Below are 17,171 nucleotides of genomic sequence, written 5' to 3'. Positions count from 1 at the left end.
GTGCAGTTCTGTGCTGCCACTCTACTTTACTATCACCTCTCTGAAACCTATGGCCTTCATTTTATCTGCCAATGCCTTGGTTCCATTATGCAGCACAACCTCATAAGCATGAAACTCTCTGCGAACCGGATAAGCTCCGCGTAAATACTCAAATTGACTTACATCACCCCGTAAATCAGTATCATCACGTTTTATTGGATATGTATGCAGGATAGCTGTAGCAATAATATGGTCTTCATCCAGACCTTTACAATCAATTGAGATTTCAGGCTCTTCGGGTTGAGGTATATTTTGGGCCTCCCATTCATCAATCCCCAGCTTAAAGAAACGACTAACCGCCCTGACACTCATTTCTGTACCCTTAGCCTTTCCATCCTGTGAATAACCGGCAATATGTGGTGTCGCTATCCAAACTTTATCCAACAAATCACTATCAATTTCAGGCTCATTTTCCCAAACATCCAACACCGCCTGTCCAATTTGTTTGCTTTCTATCGCTTCCTTTAAAGCAGTTCCATTAATCACCTCACCCCGCGATGAGTTAATGACCACAGCTCCTGGTTTCATTCTTGAAAGTAAGCCGCGATCACACAAATGATATGTCTGATCATCACCTTCCTTTGTCAATGGCGTATGAAAAGTAATAATGTCTGCCTTGTCAATTATGTCATCTAATTGATAAAAGCGTTGACCACCCTCATGTCTAGCACGGGGAGGATCAACTTCATACACAGTCATACCCAAAGCTTGAGCCAAGGCACTCACCTTACTGCCAACATTGCCAACACCAACTACAGCGATTGCTTTGTTCGCCAGCTGCCAACCTTGCTCCTCCACCAGCAATGCCAGAATGGCGGCAACATATTGCTTAACCGATTCGGAGTTGCAACCTGGTGCATTGGTCCAGCTAATCTGATGCGTTTCACACCAATCAGTATCAATATGATCAAAACCAATCGTGGCTGAAGTAATAAGCTTAACACTAGTGCATTGTAATGTTGCTTCATTACATTTGGTTCGTGTGCGCGTAACCAAGGCGTCGGCCTCTTTCAGCTTCTCGTTATCAATCTCTCCTCCCGGAAAATATGTTACATCAGCAAATGGTTCCAAGGCTCCTTCCAGGAAAGGTATTTTATTATCAGCAACAATTTTTAGCATAGCTACATCCTATTATTTCAAACACAAAAGTAACAATTACCTGCCATTCTTCACCTACCGTTTAGCATAGCACATAGCAGTTAAATTCCTCATAAGAAGTGGCAGATCAGCCAAAAGCAACAAAAGTCATATCTATTTAAATTTATAGGGTTCAGAAAAAAGTGTATTTTTGCGCCATGTTTGAAGACGGTTCTGCTGCTGTGCGGTTTTTATAAACATCAACAGCAATAGCAACCTGTTGCTAGGCCTGGCTTAACAGGCCTAACAACTAGTTCCATACAGCAACAATGACTGTATGAAATCTAAAAAATTTTAAAAACGTAATGGACAAGAACATTTCAAAGTTGGCAGCCGACAACATTCGGATTTTATCAGCCGCAATGGTTGAAAAAGCAAAATCAGGTCACCCCGGTGGTGCAATGGGGGGAGCAGATTTTATGCATGTATTGTTTTCGGAGTATTTGAACTATGACCCGGCGGATCGCACCTGGTTTAACCGCGACCGTTTTTTCCTTGACCCAGGACATATGTCACCAATGTTATATGCCGGATTAGCATTAACAGGTACTTATAGCATGGAAGAACTTGCTAACTTCCGCCAGTGGGGAAGCCCAACACCTGGTCACCCTGAAGTGGATTTTGCAAGAGGAGTTGAAAATACATCAGGCCCACTTGGACAAGGTCATGTAATGGCAGTTGGTGCTGCTATTGCAGAGCGCTTTTTAGCCGCACGTTTTGGTGAATGGATGAGCCACAATATTTACACATTCATTTCAGATGGGGGTATCCAGGAAGAAATTTCGCAGGGTGCTGGCCGTATTGCCGGACACCTTGGCCTTGGCAATCTGGTAATGTTCTATGATTCAAACGACATTCAACTATCAACAGTTACTGATGATGTAACCATTGAAGATACTGCTAAGAAATACGAAGCCTGGGGATGGGCTACCATGACTATTGATGGTAACGACCATGACCAGATTCGAAAGGCTTTAGATGCAGCAAGTGCTGAAACAGAAAAACCATTCCTGATTATTGGTAAAACCATTATGGGTAAAGGTGCTGTTACTGCAAGCGGCGACTCATTCGAAAAGCAGGTTTCAACACACGGACAGCCATTGAGTGCAGCTGGTGCTTCATTTGCCGACACACTTAAGAACCTGGGTGCTGAGGTTGAAAATCCATTCCAGGTATTTGCCGAGGTTGAAGCGCTTTATAATGAAGCCAACAACAAAAAAGCAGCATATGTTGCTGATAAAAAGGCTGAACAAGCTGAATGGGCAAAAGCTAATCCTGAATTGGCAGCCAAGCTGGCTCAATTCATCTCTGGTGAAACCAATATCGATTATGCGGCCATTGAGCAAAAGGCAGGAGCAGCTACACGCGGTGCTTCATCAACTGTTCTTGGCGTATTCGCTGAGCAAGTTGAAAACATGATTGTGATGTCGGCCGATTTGGCTAACTCAGATAAAACTGATGGTTTCTTAAAGAAAACCACAGTATTCAAGAAAGGTGATTTCTCAGGAGCCTTCCTGCAAATTGGTGTGGCTGAGCTAACTATGGGTGCCATTGCCAATGGTATAGCCTTGCACGGTGGTGTAATTCCAGTATGTGGTACTTTCTTTGTATTCTCTGATTACATGAAACCAACTGCCCGTATGGCTGCCTTAATGCAATTGCCGGTTAAGTATGTTTGGACTCATGATGCATTCCGTGTTGGCGAAGACGGACCTACTCACCAGCCTATTGAGCAGGAAGCACAGATTCGCCTGTTAGAAAAACTGAAGAATCACCATGGTGACAACGGCATGCTGGTTGTTCGTCCGGCTGATGTCAATGAAACAACTGTAGCCTGGAAGATGGCAATGGAGAATACTAAAACACCAACTGCATTGATTCTTTCACGTCAGAATATTCCTAATTTACCTGATAGTAGCTACAATAATGCACTACAGGCCGAAAAAGGAGCCTACATTGTTGAAAAGGATGCTGATATGCCTGACGTTGTGCTACTGGCATCTGGTTCAGAAGTTGGAACCTTGGTTGAAGGTGCTAAGTTACTGCGTGAACAGAAAGGCTTGAAAGTAAATGTTGTTTCTGTTATATCAGAAGGTTTATTCCGCAACCAAGATAAAGCTTACCAGGCTGAAGTATTGCCAGCAGATGTGCCACGATTTGGTATGACAGCAGGACTACCTGTTACTTTGGAAGGTTTGGTTGGTCTTAACGGCACAGTTTGGGGACTGGATCACTTTGGTTACTCGGCTCCTTACACTGTATTGGACGAGAAATTTGGCTTCACTGGCGAAAACGTACTTAAACAAGTTACTGAGATGCTAGGCTAAGCAAATACAAAATAATTCTAAAAAAGGGCGATGGTTACGTTTAACTCATCGCCCTTTTTTTCAGGTTAACATTCAATCATTCTCGTTATGTTGTAAAAAGCAGGGTAGCCCTTAACATTAATTTGTCAAAAGCCTCATTAACCTGATTAACCAATTTATTAGAAAGCAATGGAAATGGCATGATGTGGGAATAAGCATAATTAAAATCCCATTCCTCTACCTGCATTCCGCTTAATGTATGTTTTACTTTATCAGCAACAGCCACAGTATCATTCTTCAAAACAACAGCAGCCATCCGATCTTTTAATGCCGTAATATAGCTGTTACTCCTTTTTCTTAGGTTCTTCATCGAAATCATATCGACAAACGCCTGCCCTAAGGCTGTATTACTAATAATACGTTTAACCGCTGTATTATTAAACTGCTGGTCACTCTTATAATAATCCTGCAGGCGATTAAATGCCTTACTATCCATTATGAACCGCGATACCCCCTGCCAATCCTCAAAAACACTGCCTCCACAAAATACAAACAGTCGGCTGTTGGCTAACACATCATCTCCATGTGCCAAAAACATAATTTGAGACAGGAAAGAACCGATTGAATAGGCAAAAAAATCAATCTGCGCATCTTTTTTAATCAGTGCATGCTCCCCTTCACGTATGGAAGCAATTAAATCAAGTAAATCATTGGCAGCCTGATATCCGGAAAGGAAGAAACGTTCGGGATGCTTTGTCAATCGATCACTTAAAGCCACGTTAGCTACACTCAAACCATCAATACCTGGAATGGTCGTCTTTCGCTCCTTAACAAAAGCATTCATCTTACGAGGGTCACACCATTCCTTTGGTGAACGGTTCATATGATACGCTATAGGAAATAAGATGACAGTCTTTCTGGTATAATTTGCCAATTGATAACCCCACGGCAAATACTTATCCCATGAGCGCTCATTAAGACCATGCAATAAAATAATGCACCCTTCAGATGCGATGCCTTTATCAGGATGAAAAACGGGATATGTAAAATCCTTATTCAAGTTAGTCTCTGAACACTCAATATCGAATGGAGAAGTTGCCTGGGTGAGGTATGGAATAGATTGCCTCGAATGAAACTCATGCGTATAAAAACCAAAAGCACTCTCACCGGGAGTGTGTGTGGCATCTCCCGATGAAAATTGTGCTTTCAGAGTTTGATATAGAAAAAAATAATTCATGGAGTTTCATAATTATACGCTAATCAGATGCACATTGTCATCTTCGAATGCAAACCAAATCAAGAATCGCTAGCTTTGCAATTTTATGTGATTTACACAGGTTTACTGGGCTTAAAAACCATATTTAGGGGTGAAATTTCAAATATTGGGATTAAATTCGGGGTCAATTTTTTGATGAAGCACCAAAAACCAATCATCTTTGCCATCATAATTAAAGATTTTAGTGCATCTTTATACACCATGGATTTAAGCAAAAAAATACCATCCTATCTGGTCAAGAAAAAGAATATTGTCAGTCTTATTCTTTTTACGGCTGCGTTTGCATTGGTATTTATTAATATCTATGCACCATTTGGTGTTACCACCTGGTTTAATATATCAAAGCTGGAACTTCTTTTATATTCCAGCCTGGTGATACTAACTGGCGTACTGGTGGTTGTCATCAGCCGTATCATCATGTACCAGCTGGCCAAAAGGGGGAAATATATTTCAATTGGTCGTTACCTTATCTGGATTGCTATTGAGATAAGTAGCATGTCATTGTTTTATACACTATACGAGATGCTGATTTTGCATGATCCCAGATCATTTGATGAGGCTATTAAAGTTTCCATCCAAAATACGGCACTGGTGTTACTCATTCCATATACAGTTACCTGGCTATACTTTGCCTGGATAGACAATAAAGAAAAACTGGAGGCTATTGCAGAAGGCAATAATCAAAATACGGAGAAAATTGGGATGGTACCGTTCAGAGATGAAAAAGGAACCATGCGATTAACTATTAAACTGGAAGACTTACTCTACCTGCAAGGTGCCGACAATTATGTTACTATCTATTATTCAAATCACAATAAACAGGAAAAGTTTCTTCTGCGTAATACACTCAAACGGCTGGAAGACACTCTTAAGCCATTTGAAGTCATACGTGTCCATCGCTCTTATATGGTCAATTTTCAGAAAGTTAAGCTGATTGAACGAACCAAAGAAGGTCTGCGTATTAAACTAAACACGCAACCTTTAGTTGAAGTACCTGTTTCTAAAACATATACCGGAGCTGTGTTTGAATTGTTTGGCCAAAGTCATTAAAGACTCCAGAGTCTGATATTTATTGCAACATTGTTGCAATATTAACTGTATTCTAGTATTTTTGCGATAGCAAATACTATGGTATACAACCGCATTACAAACAGATATAAATGACAAAAGCGATATTAGTCAGCTTACTGGCGATTGTTATTCTTACAGGCTGCCAAACTGCCAAAGAGACCAATGAAAAGCCAATTGTGTCGGTAAGCATTGCTCCACAGAAGTATTTCATTGATCACCTTCTAAAAGATTCTATTGAAGTTAACATCATGATTCCACAAGGCGCTGACCATGCTAGTTATGCACCATCTGTAGCTCAAATCAAAAAGCTATCAGGTTCTGTGGCATATATAAAAATGGGCCATCTGGGATTTGAATCAAGTTGGGCAGATAAGCTAAAAGCGGCCAACCAAACCATGCAATGGTACGATCTGTCTAAAGGCATTGAAATGATTCAGGGAGAGCATCATCATCATAACCATGAGCCGGGCCATGTTTGCTCAGCAGGTGTTGATCCGCATACATGGACATCACCCAAACAAGTGAGGCGCATCATGAAAAATCTAAAAAGCTACCTGACTGAACTTTTTCCACAATACAAAGAGCTGATTGCCTTAAATCATGAGCAATTCCTGAATCAATTGGATGAGATGGATGAACGTTTGAACAATCTGCAAGCAAAGAATGACAGTCTGGCATTTATGATATTTCATCCTGCCTATACTTACCTGGCCAGAGACTATGGATTTGAACAATTAACGATTGAATTTGAAGGTAAAACACCTTCTCCTTCTCGTTTAAAAGCAACCATTGAATTAGCTCATCAAAAGCATATCCGAACCATCTATATCCAACAGGAGTTTGACCAAACAAATGCCCAGGTTATTGCAGATGAAATTGGTGCCGAAACTACACAAGTTAACCCACTTTCCTATGAATGGCTAAAGGAGATGGATCGATTTATCAGTCATCTGGAACAACAATAAGATGGAACCACTTATTCAGCTTGATAACATTCGGGCAGCTTATGACAAAAACGTTGTTTTGAACCAGGTAAACTTAACAGTTCATTCCAACGATTTTATAGGCATAATAGGACCAAATGGTGGTGGCAAAACAACGCTTCTTAAAGTTATACTGAACCTGATTCAGCCACTATCGGGTCGGATAATCAAATCTGATAAGGTCAATATTGGCTACCTTCCACAAGTTAACACTATCGATAAGCAATTTCCGGTCACCATCAAAGATGTAGTTTTATCCGGCCGGTTTGCTACAGACAAATGGTGGAAGAGAGCAAATAAAGAACAGCTTATTAGAGTTGATGAACTGCTTGAATTTATAGGCCTGGATAGATCACACAATGTGCCAATTGGGGAGCTTTCAGGCGGACAAATGCAGCGCGTATTCTTATGCAGAGCTTTAATCAGTAATCCAAATCTGTTGATTCTGGACGAACCTAATACCTATGTTGACAAAACATTTGAGGCTAATTTGTATAATCTGCTTGGTGAACTAAATGAGCAAATGGCGATATTATTGGTCTCACACGATGTTGGGACTATCTCTTCTATGGTTAAAACCATCGCTTGTGTCAATGGTGGTTTGCATTACCACCCTTCGAATAAGATTACCAATGAAATTCTCCAATCGTATAACTGCCCAATTGAACTCGTCAGCCACGGTCATGTTCCGCACAGGGTATTAAAACATCACGGCCATGAATGAACTTCTTGAACTATTCAGCTTTGCATTTTTCCGTAATGCCCTGCTGGCCGCCTTATTATCTTCCATCATTGCAGGAATAATTGGCAGCTATATTGTTGCTCGTCGCAATGTATTCATTAGCAGCGGTATTACTCACGCATCATTTGGAGGCATGGGTATTGCCTACTACCTAGGATTTCCACCGTTTTTAGGTGCAGGTATTTTTGCAGTATTATCAGCCCTTGGTATCGAATGGAGCAGCAGTAAAGCTGGTATCAGAGAAGACAGTTCGATTGCTATTTTATGGTCGCTTGGGATGGCTATCGGTATCCTTTTTGTATTTCTCACACCTGGCTACACCCCCAACCTAATGGGTTTTTTGTTTGGCGATATACTTACAGTTAAAGTGACCGATCTGATATGGCTGGCTGGTACAGCAATGCTTTGCATCATTCTGATAAGCTTATATTACCAAGCAATAGTAACTGTCGCTTTTGATGCCGATTTTGCTAAGGTATCCGGTTTACCTGTTCAAACCATCAAATACATCAGTGCAGCATTAGTATCTATCGCCATAGTTCTTTCTATTAAAGTAATGGGAATTATTCTGGTACTATCATTATTTACGATTCCTGCAGCAGCGGCTAATCTGTATGCCAAAAATCTTAATAAAGTGATGATTGGTGCCGTATTAATCAGTGTTGTCGGAAGCCTCTCCGGGCTATTAATTGCTTACTTTCTTGACTTGCCTTCAGGTGCGACCATCATTTTCACACTAACAGTTCTATTTGTCGTTCTTAAGATGATTAAGCTAATCAGATAACGACCTGTACAGGCTTTTTTTGCTCAGATAACCATACGTCGTATTGATAGAGCACATCGGCGAGCGTTCGAACCTTGATCCTTCCAATACTATATAAAAAACGCTTGTCCATTCCTAACTGCTCCAATACCATTTTAAGGTCTTCCGTTTCATTTGAGGAAAACAAACGGATCAGTTTACCATCCGATGAGGACAGGTAATAATCATAATAAGTTAAGTATTCGGGATAGCCACTTCTACCAGCAACACCATCCTGGAACATTCTGCAATCCCGAAGTAAAGAGATATTTCCACGATGCACCACATTTAAAAACCGATGCTTGGTCCTCTCTGATTTAACAATACTCTTAAAATGCAGACAAGTGCTTTCAAATTTGTAATCACTTCCCATATATGTAAAACCAAATTCACGAATCATTTCAGGTACATAATCGGATTCTGAACCATCGTGTTTGAACCAGACACGATTATAAAAACCTTCCAGATCAATTCCTGATATGACTAATGCTCCTGTTGTCTGACTATGAGGCGGAACATAAATCTCACCATAGATCTTTTCATCATCATTGGTTATCACATAACCTTGATACCACCAATTTGTGGCATTGCTCAATAATGTATAAAAGGATATAAAGAGTAGGAGCCAATATTTCATTTTGTTAAATTTTAGAAGCTAAAATAGTAAACCAGGAGATTTATAATCATCTAATATGAATAATATTTTTCAGTAAAGCTTGACAATCTAATAAAATCATTTTATCATTGTGATACTATTTTGATATCACTATGAAAACAGAAAAAACAACTAAACCTAGCAGTGGATATACGATGCTTATCGTATTCCTGGTGTTGCTGGCGGCAACCCTTACCACCATCATTAAACTGGAGCTATATCCATTGATAATAGCTATCCCATTCATCCTGGCTATTCTGCCCGGCTTCTTTATTGTGAACCCGAACGGGTCGAAAGTATTGGTCTTATTTGGCGCCTACAAAGGCACTGTGAAAGACAACGGCTTCTTCTGGGCCAACCCATTTTACACCAAGACGCGCATCTCTTTAAGAGCCCGCAACTTTGACAGTGACAAAGTTAAAGTCAACGACAAAATTGGTAATCCCATCCTTATCAATGTAATATTGGTATGGAAAGTAAAGGATACTTACAAAGCCGCTTTCGAAGTGGATCATTATGAAGAGTTTGTAAGAGTCCAAACAGATGCAGCCGTTCGTAAACTGGCCGGTTCTTATCCTTACGATAATTTTGATGATGAACAGGCAGAAGTAACCTTGCGTTCGGGTATGCATGAAGTTAATGAGGCCCTGGAAGAAGAAATCACCGAACGATTGGCCATAGCTGGTATTGAAGTAACTGAAGCTCGCATTGGTTACCTCGCCTATGCTCCTGAAATAGCTGGATCGATGCTGAAACGTCAGCAAGCGGTGGCTATTGTTGCAGCGCGTAAAAAAATTGTTGAAGGTGCCGTGGGCATGGTCGAAGACGCACTAACCAGACTATCTGAGGATGAGATCATTGAATTTGATGAACATCAAAAGGCCTCAATGGTTAGTAATTTAATGGTAGTTTTGTGCGGTGATAAAGAAGCGACGCCCGTGATTAATACCGGCACATTACACAACTAATTTATGAGTAAAAAGAAATCATTTGTCCTAAGAATTGACCCTGAAACATTTAAGCAGATTGAAAAGTGGGCTGACGACGAATTCAGAAGTGTCAATGGTCAGCTTGAATGGATGATTCATAAATGCTTAAAAGATGCCAAACGATTAAAACAGAAGAAAGACAATACTTCTGAAGATGAATAACCATATGAGCAATTTCTAAGGAAGTTGCTCATTTTCTAAAATATCATTTCTATGATTCGTATTGCTCTCATATTACTTATAGCATTTGTCTCATGTACGCCAAAAACAAACACCATGACTAACTATCAGGAAGAGGTTAAACAAACCGAATTGGCCTTTGCTCAAATGGCTAAGGAAAGTGGAGTAGCGGCAGCCTTTCTGTTTTTCGCTGCTGAAGATGCCGTAATAATGAGGAACAAGCAATTGATAAAAGGAAAAGTCGCCATCCAAACCTATTTTGAAGAGAACGCGAATAGCTATCGGGATATTGAGTTAAAATGGCATCCTGATAAGATTGATGTGGCTGCGTCAGGCGACTTGGCCTATACCTATGGTAACTATCAGTTAATTAACCATGCTAATGGCGAAACATCAGAGGGCATCTTCCACACGGTATGGAAGCGCCAAAGCGATGGACAATGGCGCTTCGTGTGGGATTAAATTCTATTGATGAAAGAAACAGTTAGCCGGCATTGCCTGACGTTTAAAGCCTGGTCCTTCCCATTCCGTTTTTAACTCAATACCATCTGAGCACTGGTAAAACCCAATTTCAAAGCGGTGATATCCTTTGCTTAACTCAATGCTGCATTGCTGCGCAAACGGGAACGACTTACGACCGTCGCTCTCAAACTGCTCTTCTCCATTAATCTTTAACATACAACCATCATTGGCCGAAACGTAAAAATTGTAAGTGCCATTTTGCGGAATATACACTAAGCCATCATATGCTACCCCAATCCATTCGTTGCGGCCGCAAATAGCCAATGTAGGCACATCAACAACACCAGTCTTAGCTGGCTCGTCCTGTGCATAATCGTAGATAGAACGATAGATGCCTTCGTAATAGGAGTACTTCAATCCTTTCTTCAGTTGAGAGGCACTAACCGATAAAGCCTTTTCTTTCTTCAATTCACGCGTTACCACAATACCGTCTTCACAACCATCTTTATAAGAGCGCATCTTAAGCGTGGTTGATTGATTAATCGTAAAAGGTTTCGTAAACAAAGTACTGTTTTTGTCTGGTGTTGTTCCATCCAAGGTGAAACGTATTTCGGCCTCCTCATCGTCGCAGCGCATATCAACCACAAACTCATCAATAAACAAATCGGATGAGTTGCTCAGGTAGCAATGTGGAGCGGCTTTGTAGGTCGTTTCGTTAGACAAATGCTGCGTAAACCATTCTTTATTAGGCTCCACACCCATTTGCATCTTCAAGCTTCCGCCCTTTAGCAAGTCCTGATGGGTGATAAAGCTCTTGTGATAATTACTATCGTTAAGCCCAAGTTTTTGGATATAAATATTACTGCTACTACTACCTTTTGCTTCAATAACAAAACTTTGGCCATTGTCGAGATTTAGTGTCACCTTATCAAATATTGGTGAACCAACCGAATAATAAGGCGAGCCAGGATTATCGGGGTACAACCCGATAGCGCTCATCACGTACCAGGCAGACATCTGACCGCAATCTTCGTTCCCGCACAAACCACCAGGCGTATCGGCATATTGGGTGGCCATGATTTCACGTACAATGTGCTGCGTTTTCCACGGCGCTGCTGCATGATTGTATAAATAAGCCATGTGATGGCTCGGCTCATTACCGTGTGCATACTGCCCAATGAGACCTGTTACATCCGTTCCTTCTTCAAGCTCATAAGCCATCTCGGTTTCAAACAAACGATCGAGCCATTCTTCCAATGCGTTTTGTCCACCCAATAGTTGGGTAACACCAATCACATCTTGCGGCACAAACAAGCTGTACTGATAGGCGTTGCCTTCGGTATAGTTATAGCCCACGGCCATTGGATCAAAATCGCTCACCCAGCTATGATCAGCCATCCGGCCACGCATAAATTGAGTTGATGCATCATAAATATTCCGGTAGTTTGTAGAGCGATTCATGAAATAATGGTAGTCATCAGATTTATTCAAAGCCTTGGCTACTTGGGCCACACACCAATCGTTATAGGCATATTCGAGCGTCTTTGATACACCTTGACTACTCTTATTAGAAGGCACATAACCTAAGGTGCGGTAATCCTTTAATCCACGCTTATCCAACATGGCAGTGCGTTTCATCTCGGCATAAGCTTCTTCCAACTCAAAATTGTTAATGCCCTTGGCATGCGCATCAGCAATTAACGAAACCGCATGATAACCAATCATGCAACGCGTGTCATTAGAGGCCAGCTCCCACATCGGCAACTCACCATATTCTTTACTCTTCTGCACCAGACACTTCACAAAATCAGCACTTAACTCAGGCTCTACAATCGTTAGCAATGGATGCAGCGTTCGGAAAGTATCCCACAAGGAGAAGACCGTGTAATTAGTGAAGCCTTTGGCCTGATGAACCTTTCCATCCATGCCTCGGTAACGACCATCTACATCCTGAGAAAGATTTGGGGTTAATAATGAATGGTACAAAGCGGTGTAGAAATTACGTTTCTCTTTTAATGAGCCACCTTCAACAGCAATCTTGCCTAGTTTTTCCTGCCACTCAATTAACGCTAACTCATAAGCCTTAACAAAATTGATATTGGTGCTTTCCTGCGTTAAGTTGGAAACCGCCCCATCGGCACTCACCATGGATAAAGCTACTTTCACCTCCAACTGCTCACCTGCTTCAACATCAAAGTTTATAACCGATTGCAAATGCGAACCTTTTATAGCTTTATCAGCCGAATGCAGCTTCTTTTTCTCATACAAATCAACCGACTTAAAAGGCTTTGAGAACTCAATGGCAAAATACAAATGTTGATCGCCAGCCCAGTATTTTGAACGACGCTGCCCTTGTAAAGTATTAGGCCCGGTTACTTCAATTTCAGCTGCAATCACCGGATCGCGGTGAATCAGGTCGAGCATCATTTGCAATTCACCTGCATTATCAAAAGTATAACGGTGATAACCAACTCGCTTACCGGCTGTCAATTCAGCTTTTACCTGATAATCATCCAGATAAACCGAGTAATAGCCAGGTGAAGCTGTTTCACTATCGTGCGAGAACAAAGAGCGATAACCGTTTTGAGGCTGCTCGCTTGTACCGGTTTCAAGCTTTAACTCACCCATAATGGGCATGAGCAAAACATCACCATAATCGCTGACTCCTGTTCCCGATAAATGCGTATGGCTAAAACCAATGATTGATGAATCGGAATAGTGATAGCCACCACAGCCATCCCACGACTCATCGTTACGTGTATCAGGACTTAGTTGCACCATGCCAAATGGCACCTGTGCACCAGGATAAGTGTGACCGTGCGCACCCGTTCCGATAAACGGATCAACATATTCGGTATAGTTGTTCTGCTTATTGCAGGCACTTAATACAATACCGAATATCATCAAAAACCAAATTTGTTTCATCTATCTAAATTTTAAAATCCCGGCCTAGCCTTAACCAAAGTTAAAACATAAGCCGGGAAACAATAATCCACCTATTAATTACCTGGAAGTTTACTAAGTATTATTCTGCAACACCCCAGATTTCCAGCTCACCAATCACAATACGTCCATTTTCTTCTACATCAGCAGTAAGCTCAATTTTATGATATCTGTAGTAGGCTGTATTCTCAAATATAAATTCTTCCTTTTGTTGAAAAGCAGTGATTCCTGTGTCGGCAACTTTTGTTATCTCTGTCCAGTTAGTGCCATCATCAGACCCTAACAGCGTAAATTCATCAGCCGAAAATACATACTCAATGCCAAAAATATTATTGGAAGCACTCAATGCCACTTTTGTAACATTGTATTTTTTAGCAGTTTCAAATGCCAACCAGGTATCATTCACCCAATTAAAAAATTGAGTATCCTGTTTGCCATCGTAAGCATGCTCAGGCAAGCCCCACTCCGGATAAGCCTGATCGCCAGCCGGCTTTACAGTAACTGTTGGATTATCTTTGGTGATATCAGTTAGATTAGCCTGAGGTGTTTCGCCTCCTTCTACTTCAGCACCAAATAGTTCCAACTCAGCAATCATAATACGCTTGTTATCGCCTTCTTCAATATCGGCAGCCAATGTTATTTTATGGAACTTATAGAATGTTGCATTCTCGAAAGTAAACTCTTTACGCTCTTCGAAACTCACAATTCCGGTGTTTTCAACTTTCGTAATTTCAGTCCACTCTGTACCGTCATTTGAACCTGACACGACAAATTCGTCTGGTGTAAATACATAATCAATACCCAATAAGTTGGCAGTTGCTGTAATAGCTACCTTTGTTACATTATAACTCTTCGCCGTTTCGAATGTATACCAGGTAGTATTATTCATATTGAAGAAAGAAGAACCCGGATCATTATCGAATGCCATTTCAGGCGTTCCCCATTCGAAGAAATCAAACTCTTCGGCCTGATAGCTAACAGTTGGATTCTGATCGGTGATATCAATCAATGTTGCCGGAGCAGGATCCTCAACACCAAAATCAACATCTTCGCCGGCACGTAAACGCTTCAACAGTTCGTCTATTTCGGCAATTTTACCTGTTTTCATATCATCCTGGTATTCTTCCCAAAGCACCTGAACAGATTTACCAGTAATACTCTGAGTAGCAGCTTCCCATGACCATGGATTGATTGATTTAGCAGAATGATTCAACTTATTCAGGAAGTTAGCATCTTTTGAATGCAGCCAATCGATAAAAAAGCCTGATGTTTTATAACCATCGTTCCAATGACCACCTTGCCCACGATCGCTTGTTGTCAGGTAACCACTCACATATCGGACATAATCGGCCATACCTTCGATAAAGCCATAGAAATCATCACCTGGCTTGTATTCTCCGGCTCCCTGAGGTGAAAACTGGTAACCATGTGTTACTTCGTGGTACAATACTCCTTTCACTTCATCAAGGAGTTGCGCATCAGTCATCCCCTTATCCTTACAACTTTGCAAGTAGGTAGCACTGAAGAAAATACTGATGTGAGGTGCCTGGCCTCCTTTTGCTGAAATGCCATCTTTATCTTCAACCGAGTAATTAATGGTCTGCAATACGTCCATTTCATCGGGACAAATAAATAACCAGCGAGCCACATCAAAACAAGCTGTATGAATTAGCTTCTGAGGATCTGGTACGATTTGTTCGTATAAAGTTTTATCTGCCGAAGTATTTTTGAAATTGATGGTTGGCATCACCATATCTTGCCAGCACTCATCGCCATAAACAGTTATAAAGCTTTCTTGTGTAAGCACATTCTGCTTGGCTCCGTCCTTAACGGTTAAAACAACTTTATAAGTACCTTCAGAAGCATAACTTACAACCGGACTCTCATCTGCACTTGTTGATGGTGTGCCACCTTCAAAGCTCCATTCATAGGCTTTTGCTCCTATCGAACTATTAGTGAATTGTACCTCTTCATCGATGAAAACGCGCGTTTTGTTAGCTTCAAACTTTGCTTTAAGAGGACTTTGCAGATGGTCGATATTAAACTCTGCTTCGTTCTGACATGACAGCAGTAAAACCAAGGCCATCATGAGTGTATAGATAATTGATTTTTTCATTTTCTTGTGATTTGATTAAATTGATTCTTCGGTTTTTAGATAGTCCTGATACTCGTTCCATAAATCCTCAACAGAGGCAGACAGAATGCTTTGACAAGCTGCTTCCCAGGACCAGGGAATAATTGTTTGTGCACTTTGATTGAGTTTATACACAAAATCAGGGTCTTTGGTGTGCAACCAATCAATAAAGAAGGCTGATGTTTTATAGCCATCATTCCAATGACCGCCAACCTTGCGGTAATCATAACTTGAATAACCAGCATTCAGACGCACGTAGTCGGCTACACCTTCGATAAGCCCAAAGTAATCGGCTCCCCTTTGATAACCGCCTGCACCCTTAGGCGCATACTGATATCCATGAGTAAGCTCGTGGTACAACACTCCAACAATCTCTGCAATCAGCTCTTCATCACTCAGTTCGCCCTTCTTATTTTTTAAATAGCTCGAACTGAAAAAGATATTAATATGAGGTGGATTACCGCCTTTTGCAGAAATAGTCTCTATATCTTCAATTGAATAGTCTAAAATTTTAAGCACATTAACCTCATCAACACTGCGATACAGCTTCTGACAAACATCAAGGCTTACCTTGTTGATCAGCTCAATGGGTTCCGGAACCAATTCCTGGTACAAATCGCCGTTACCGCCCAGCGTGGTGTTCACAAAGTTGATATGTGGATATTCAAAATGATCCCAGCCATCCAAACGCTTCACATTAACAAATGCGTCGTAAAACGCGGTATCAGCTAATTGATTATTAACCGTTACCAGCTTAACAGGATACTTCCCGTGAGCTTCATAGTTAATAGTTGGATTCGCCTCGGTACTTGTTGCCGGCTCACCACCTTCGAAGTACCACTGATACGAATCGCCTTGCACCGACAGGTTTTGAAACTGCACTGTTCCTTTATCGAAAAAAGCAGTCTGGTCAGCCTTGAACTGGGCAATAGGCTGCTTATCATTGCGGTCCCAAACACCATTCAGCTTAATCTCTGATAATTGCAGAATATCGTGCCCGTTGGTAGCGAGATGAAAGCGATAATGCGCAAACGTTTCTTCGGTTACCACTTGAAATTCCTGACTCTGATTTCGTTCCAGGAAGGTAACATCCGACTGTGTATCCAAAAGTTCCCAGGTTTGTCCATCACGACTGCCTTCCAAGGTCCAGCTGGCTGGATCGCGCAGTGGCTCATCATTCCCCGAGACCAATGTGTAGCTGTTTAATCGGCTGCGTTTTACCGGTGTTAGCTCCAGCGATGCTGATGAAGTAAATGTTAGAAACTTTGAGTAAATATCGCCATCAACCACATTTACAACTTCCTCTCCAACAGGAGAATTACTATCCGTTGCCTGAACCTGACATTTATAGTCTGTCACAACTACCGGCACATCATTTTGGTTCAAACAAGACATGAGAAGGGTAGAGCAGGCCAAGCTTAGGCCTGCTATCTTATTCATTTTCATAATAAT

The 17,171-nt window shown here is 41.3% G+C and carries 14 protein-coding genes; 8 read left to right on the top strand and 6 right to left on the bottom strand.

Annotation, left to right across the window (positions count from 1 at the left end):
- Positions 1-21 precede the first annotated feature (21 nt).
- Positions 22-1,158, bottom strand: coding sequence for a 4-phosphoerythronate dehydrogenase PdxB (gene pdxB, locus KDU71_RS04410; RefSeq protein WP_212188699.1), 1,137 nt, complete (start codon positions 1,156-1,158; stop codon positions 22-24).
- A gap of 323 nt (positions 1,159-1,481) precedes the next feature.
- Here pdxB and KDU71_RS04405 point away from each other — a divergent pair, with 323 nt between their 5' ends.
- Positions 1,482-3,503 carry a transketolase family protein gene (locus KDU71_RS04405; protein WP_212188698.1) on the top strand — a complete coding sequence of 674 codons (2,022 nt, stop codon included), beginning with the start codon at positions 1,482-1,484 and terminating at the stop codon, positions 3,501-3,503.
- 85 nt (positions 3,504-3,588) lie between these two features.
- Here KDU71_RS04405 and KDU71_RS04400 read toward each other — a convergent pair whose 3' ends face one another.
- Positions 3,589-4,719, bottom strand: a complete 1,131-nt coding sequence (locus tag KDU71_RS04400; RefSeq protein ID WP_212188697.1) for a DUF6051 family protein — start codon at positions 4,717-4,719, stop codon at positions 3,589-3,591.
- Between the two features lie 174 nt (positions 4,720-4,893).
- On the opposite strand from KDU71_RS04400, the gene KDU71_RS04395 reads away from it, so the two are divergent.
- The 4 genes from KDU71_RS04395 (at position 4,894) to KDU71_RS04380 (ending at position 8,338) form a co-directional block, all read left to right on the top strand.
- Positions 4,894-5,808: a LytR/AlgR family response regulator transcription factor gene (locus tag KDU71_RS04395; RefSeq protein WP_212188696.1), complete on the top strand. Its 915-nt coding sequence runs from the start codon at positions 4,894-4,896 to the stop codon at positions 5,806-5,808.
- 110 nt (positions 5,809-5,918) lie between these two features.
- Positions 5,919-6,794 carry a metal ABC transporter solute-binding protein, Zn/Mn family gene (locus KDU71_RS04390; protein WP_212188695.1) on the top strand — a complete coding sequence of 292 codons (876 nt, stop codon included), beginning with the start codon at positions 5,919-5,921 and terminating at the stop codon, positions 6,792-6,794.
- Between the two features lies 1 nt (position 6,795).
- The gene (locus KDU71_RS04385) at positions 6,796-7,536 is read left to right on the top strand and encodes a metal ABC transporter ATP-binding protein (protein WP_212188694.1); all 741 of its coding nucleotides are present in this window, start codon (positions 6,796-6,798) and stop codon (positions 7,534-7,536) included.
- Positions 7,529-8,338, top strand: coding sequence for a metal ABC transporter permease (locus KDU71_RS04380; protein ID WP_212188693.1), 810 nt, complete (start codon positions 7,529-7,531; stop codon positions 8,336-8,338). Before KDU71_RS04385 ends, KDU71_RS04380 begins: the two co-directional genes overlap by 8 nt.
- On the opposite strand, the gene KDU71_RS04375 is transcribed toward KDU71_RS04380, so the two are convergent.
- A complete protein-coding gene (locus KDU71_RS04375; protein ID WP_212188692.1) occupies positions 8,331-8,993 on the bottom strand; it encodes a hypothetical protein in 663 nt (220 codons plus the stop codon). The genes KDU71_RS04380 and KDU71_RS04375 overlap by 8 nt on opposite strands.
- Before the next feature lie 131 nt (positions 8,994-9,124).
- On the opposite strand from KDU71_RS04375, the gene KDU71_RS04370 reads away from it, so the two are divergent.
- Genes KDU71_RS04370 through KDU71_RS04360 form a run of 3 tightly spaced genes read left to right on the top strand, consistent with a single transcriptional unit; the run spans position 9,125 to position 10,642 of the window.
- The gene (locus tag KDU71_RS04370; protein WP_212188691.1) at positions 9,125-9,979 is read left to right on the top strand and encodes an SPFH domain-containing protein; all 855 of its coding nucleotides are present in this window, start codon (positions 9,125-9,127) and stop codon (positions 9,977-9,979) included.
- Positions 9,980-9,982: 3 nt separating this feature from the next.
- Positions 9,983-10,162, top strand: a complete 180-nt coding sequence (locus KDU71_RS04365) for an Arc family DNA binding domain-containing protein (RefSeq protein WP_212188690.1) — start codon at positions 9,983-9,985, stop codon at positions 10,160-10,162.
- 51 nt (positions 10,163-10,213) lie between these two features.
- Complete coding sequence (locus KDU71_RS04360) at positions 10,214-10,642, top strand: YybH family protein (RefSeq protein ID WP_212188689.1); 429 nt, start codon at positions 10,214-10,216, stop codon at positions 10,640-10,642.
- Between the two features lie 3 nt (positions 10,643-10,645).
- Here the strand turns inward: KDU71_RS04360 and KDU71_RS04355 are convergent, their stop codons facing one another.
- From KDU71_RS04355 to KDU71_RS04345, 3 genes are all read right to left on the bottom strand, one after another.
- Positions 10,646-13,567 carry a GH92 family glycosyl hydrolase gene (locus KDU71_RS04355; RefSeq protein WP_212188688.1) on the bottom strand — a complete coding sequence of 974 codons (2,922 nt, stop codon included), beginning with the start codon at positions 13,565-13,567 and terminating at the stop codon, positions 10,646-10,648.
- 100 nt (positions 13,568-13,667) lie between these two features.
- Positions 13,668-15,701, bottom strand: a complete 2,034-nt coding sequence (locus tag KDU71_RS04350; RefSeq protein ID WP_212188687.1) for a basic secretory protein-like protein — start codon at positions 15,699-15,701, stop codon at positions 13,668-13,670.
- Between the two features lie 15 nt (positions 15,702-15,716).
- Complete coding sequence (locus tag KDU71_RS04345; protein ID WP_212188686.1) at positions 15,717-17,159, bottom strand: basic secretory protein-like protein; 1,443 nt, start codon at positions 17,157-17,159, stop codon at positions 15,717-15,719.
- Between the last annotated feature and the right edge of the window lie 12 nt (positions 17,160-17,171).

It is taken from the genome of Carboxylicivirga sediminis (assembly GCF_018156225.1).
GTDB lineage: Bacteria > Bacteroidota > Bacteroidia > Bacteroidales > Marinilabiliaceae > Carboxylicivirga > Carboxylicivirga sediminis.
Note: the sequence above shows the minus strand (reverse complement) of the source record. Positions and strands in the feature narration are given on the sequence as shown.

Coding starts and splice junctions, on each gene's coding strand:
- KDU71_RS04345 (WP_212188686.1), bottom strand. CDS start 17,159: ATGAATAAGATAGCAGGCCTAAGCTTGGCCTGCTCTACCCTTCTCATG.
- KDU71_RS04395 (WP_212188696.1), top strand. CDS start 4,894: ATGAAGCACCAAAAACCAATCATCTTTGCCATCATAATTAAAGATTTT.
- KDU71_RS04375 (WP_212188692.1), bottom strand. CDS start 8,993: ATGAAATATTGGCTCCTACTCTTTATATCCTTTTATACATTATTGAGC.
- KDU71_RS04390 (WP_212188695.1), top strand. CDS start 5,919: ATGACAAAAGCGATATTAGTCAGCTTACTGGCGATTGTTATTCTTACA.
- KDU71_RS04385 (WP_212188694.1), top strand. CDS start 6,796: ATGGAACCACTTATTCAGCTTGATAACATTCGGGCAGCTTATGACAAA.
- pdxB (WP_212188699.1), bottom strand. CDS start 1,158: ATGCTAAAAATTGTTGCTGATAATAAAATACCTTTCCTGGAAGGAGCC.
- KDU71_RS04380 (WP_212188693.1), top strand. CDS start 7,529: ATGAATGAACTTCTTGAACTATTCAGCTTTGCATTTTTCCGTAATGCC.
- KDU71_RS04400 (WP_212188697.1), bottom strand. CDS start 4,719: ATGAATTATTTTTTTCTATATCAAACTCTGAAAGCACAATTTTCATCG.
- KDU71_RS04355 (WP_212188688.1), bottom strand. CDS start 13,567: ATGAAACAAATTTGGTTTTTGATGATATTCGGTATTGTATTAAGTGCC.
- KDU71_RS04370 (WP_212188691.1), top strand. CDS start 9,125: ATGAAAACAGAAAAAACAACTAAACCTAGCAGTGGATATACGATGCTT.
- KDU71_RS04360 (WP_212188689.1), top strand. CDS start 10,214: ATGATTCGTATTGCTCTCATATTACTTATAGCATTTGTCTCATGTACG.
- KDU71_RS04350 (WP_212188687.1), bottom strand. CDS start 15,701: ATGAAAAAATCAATTATCTATACACTCATGATGGCCTTGGTTTTACTG.
- KDU71_RS04365 (WP_212188690.1), top strand. CDS start 9,983: ATGAGTAAAAAGAAATCATTTGTCCTAAGAATTGACCCTGAAACATTT.
- KDU71_RS04405 (WP_212188698.1), top strand. CDS start 1,482: ATGGACAAGAACATTTCAAAGTTGGCAGCCGACAACATTCGGATTTTA.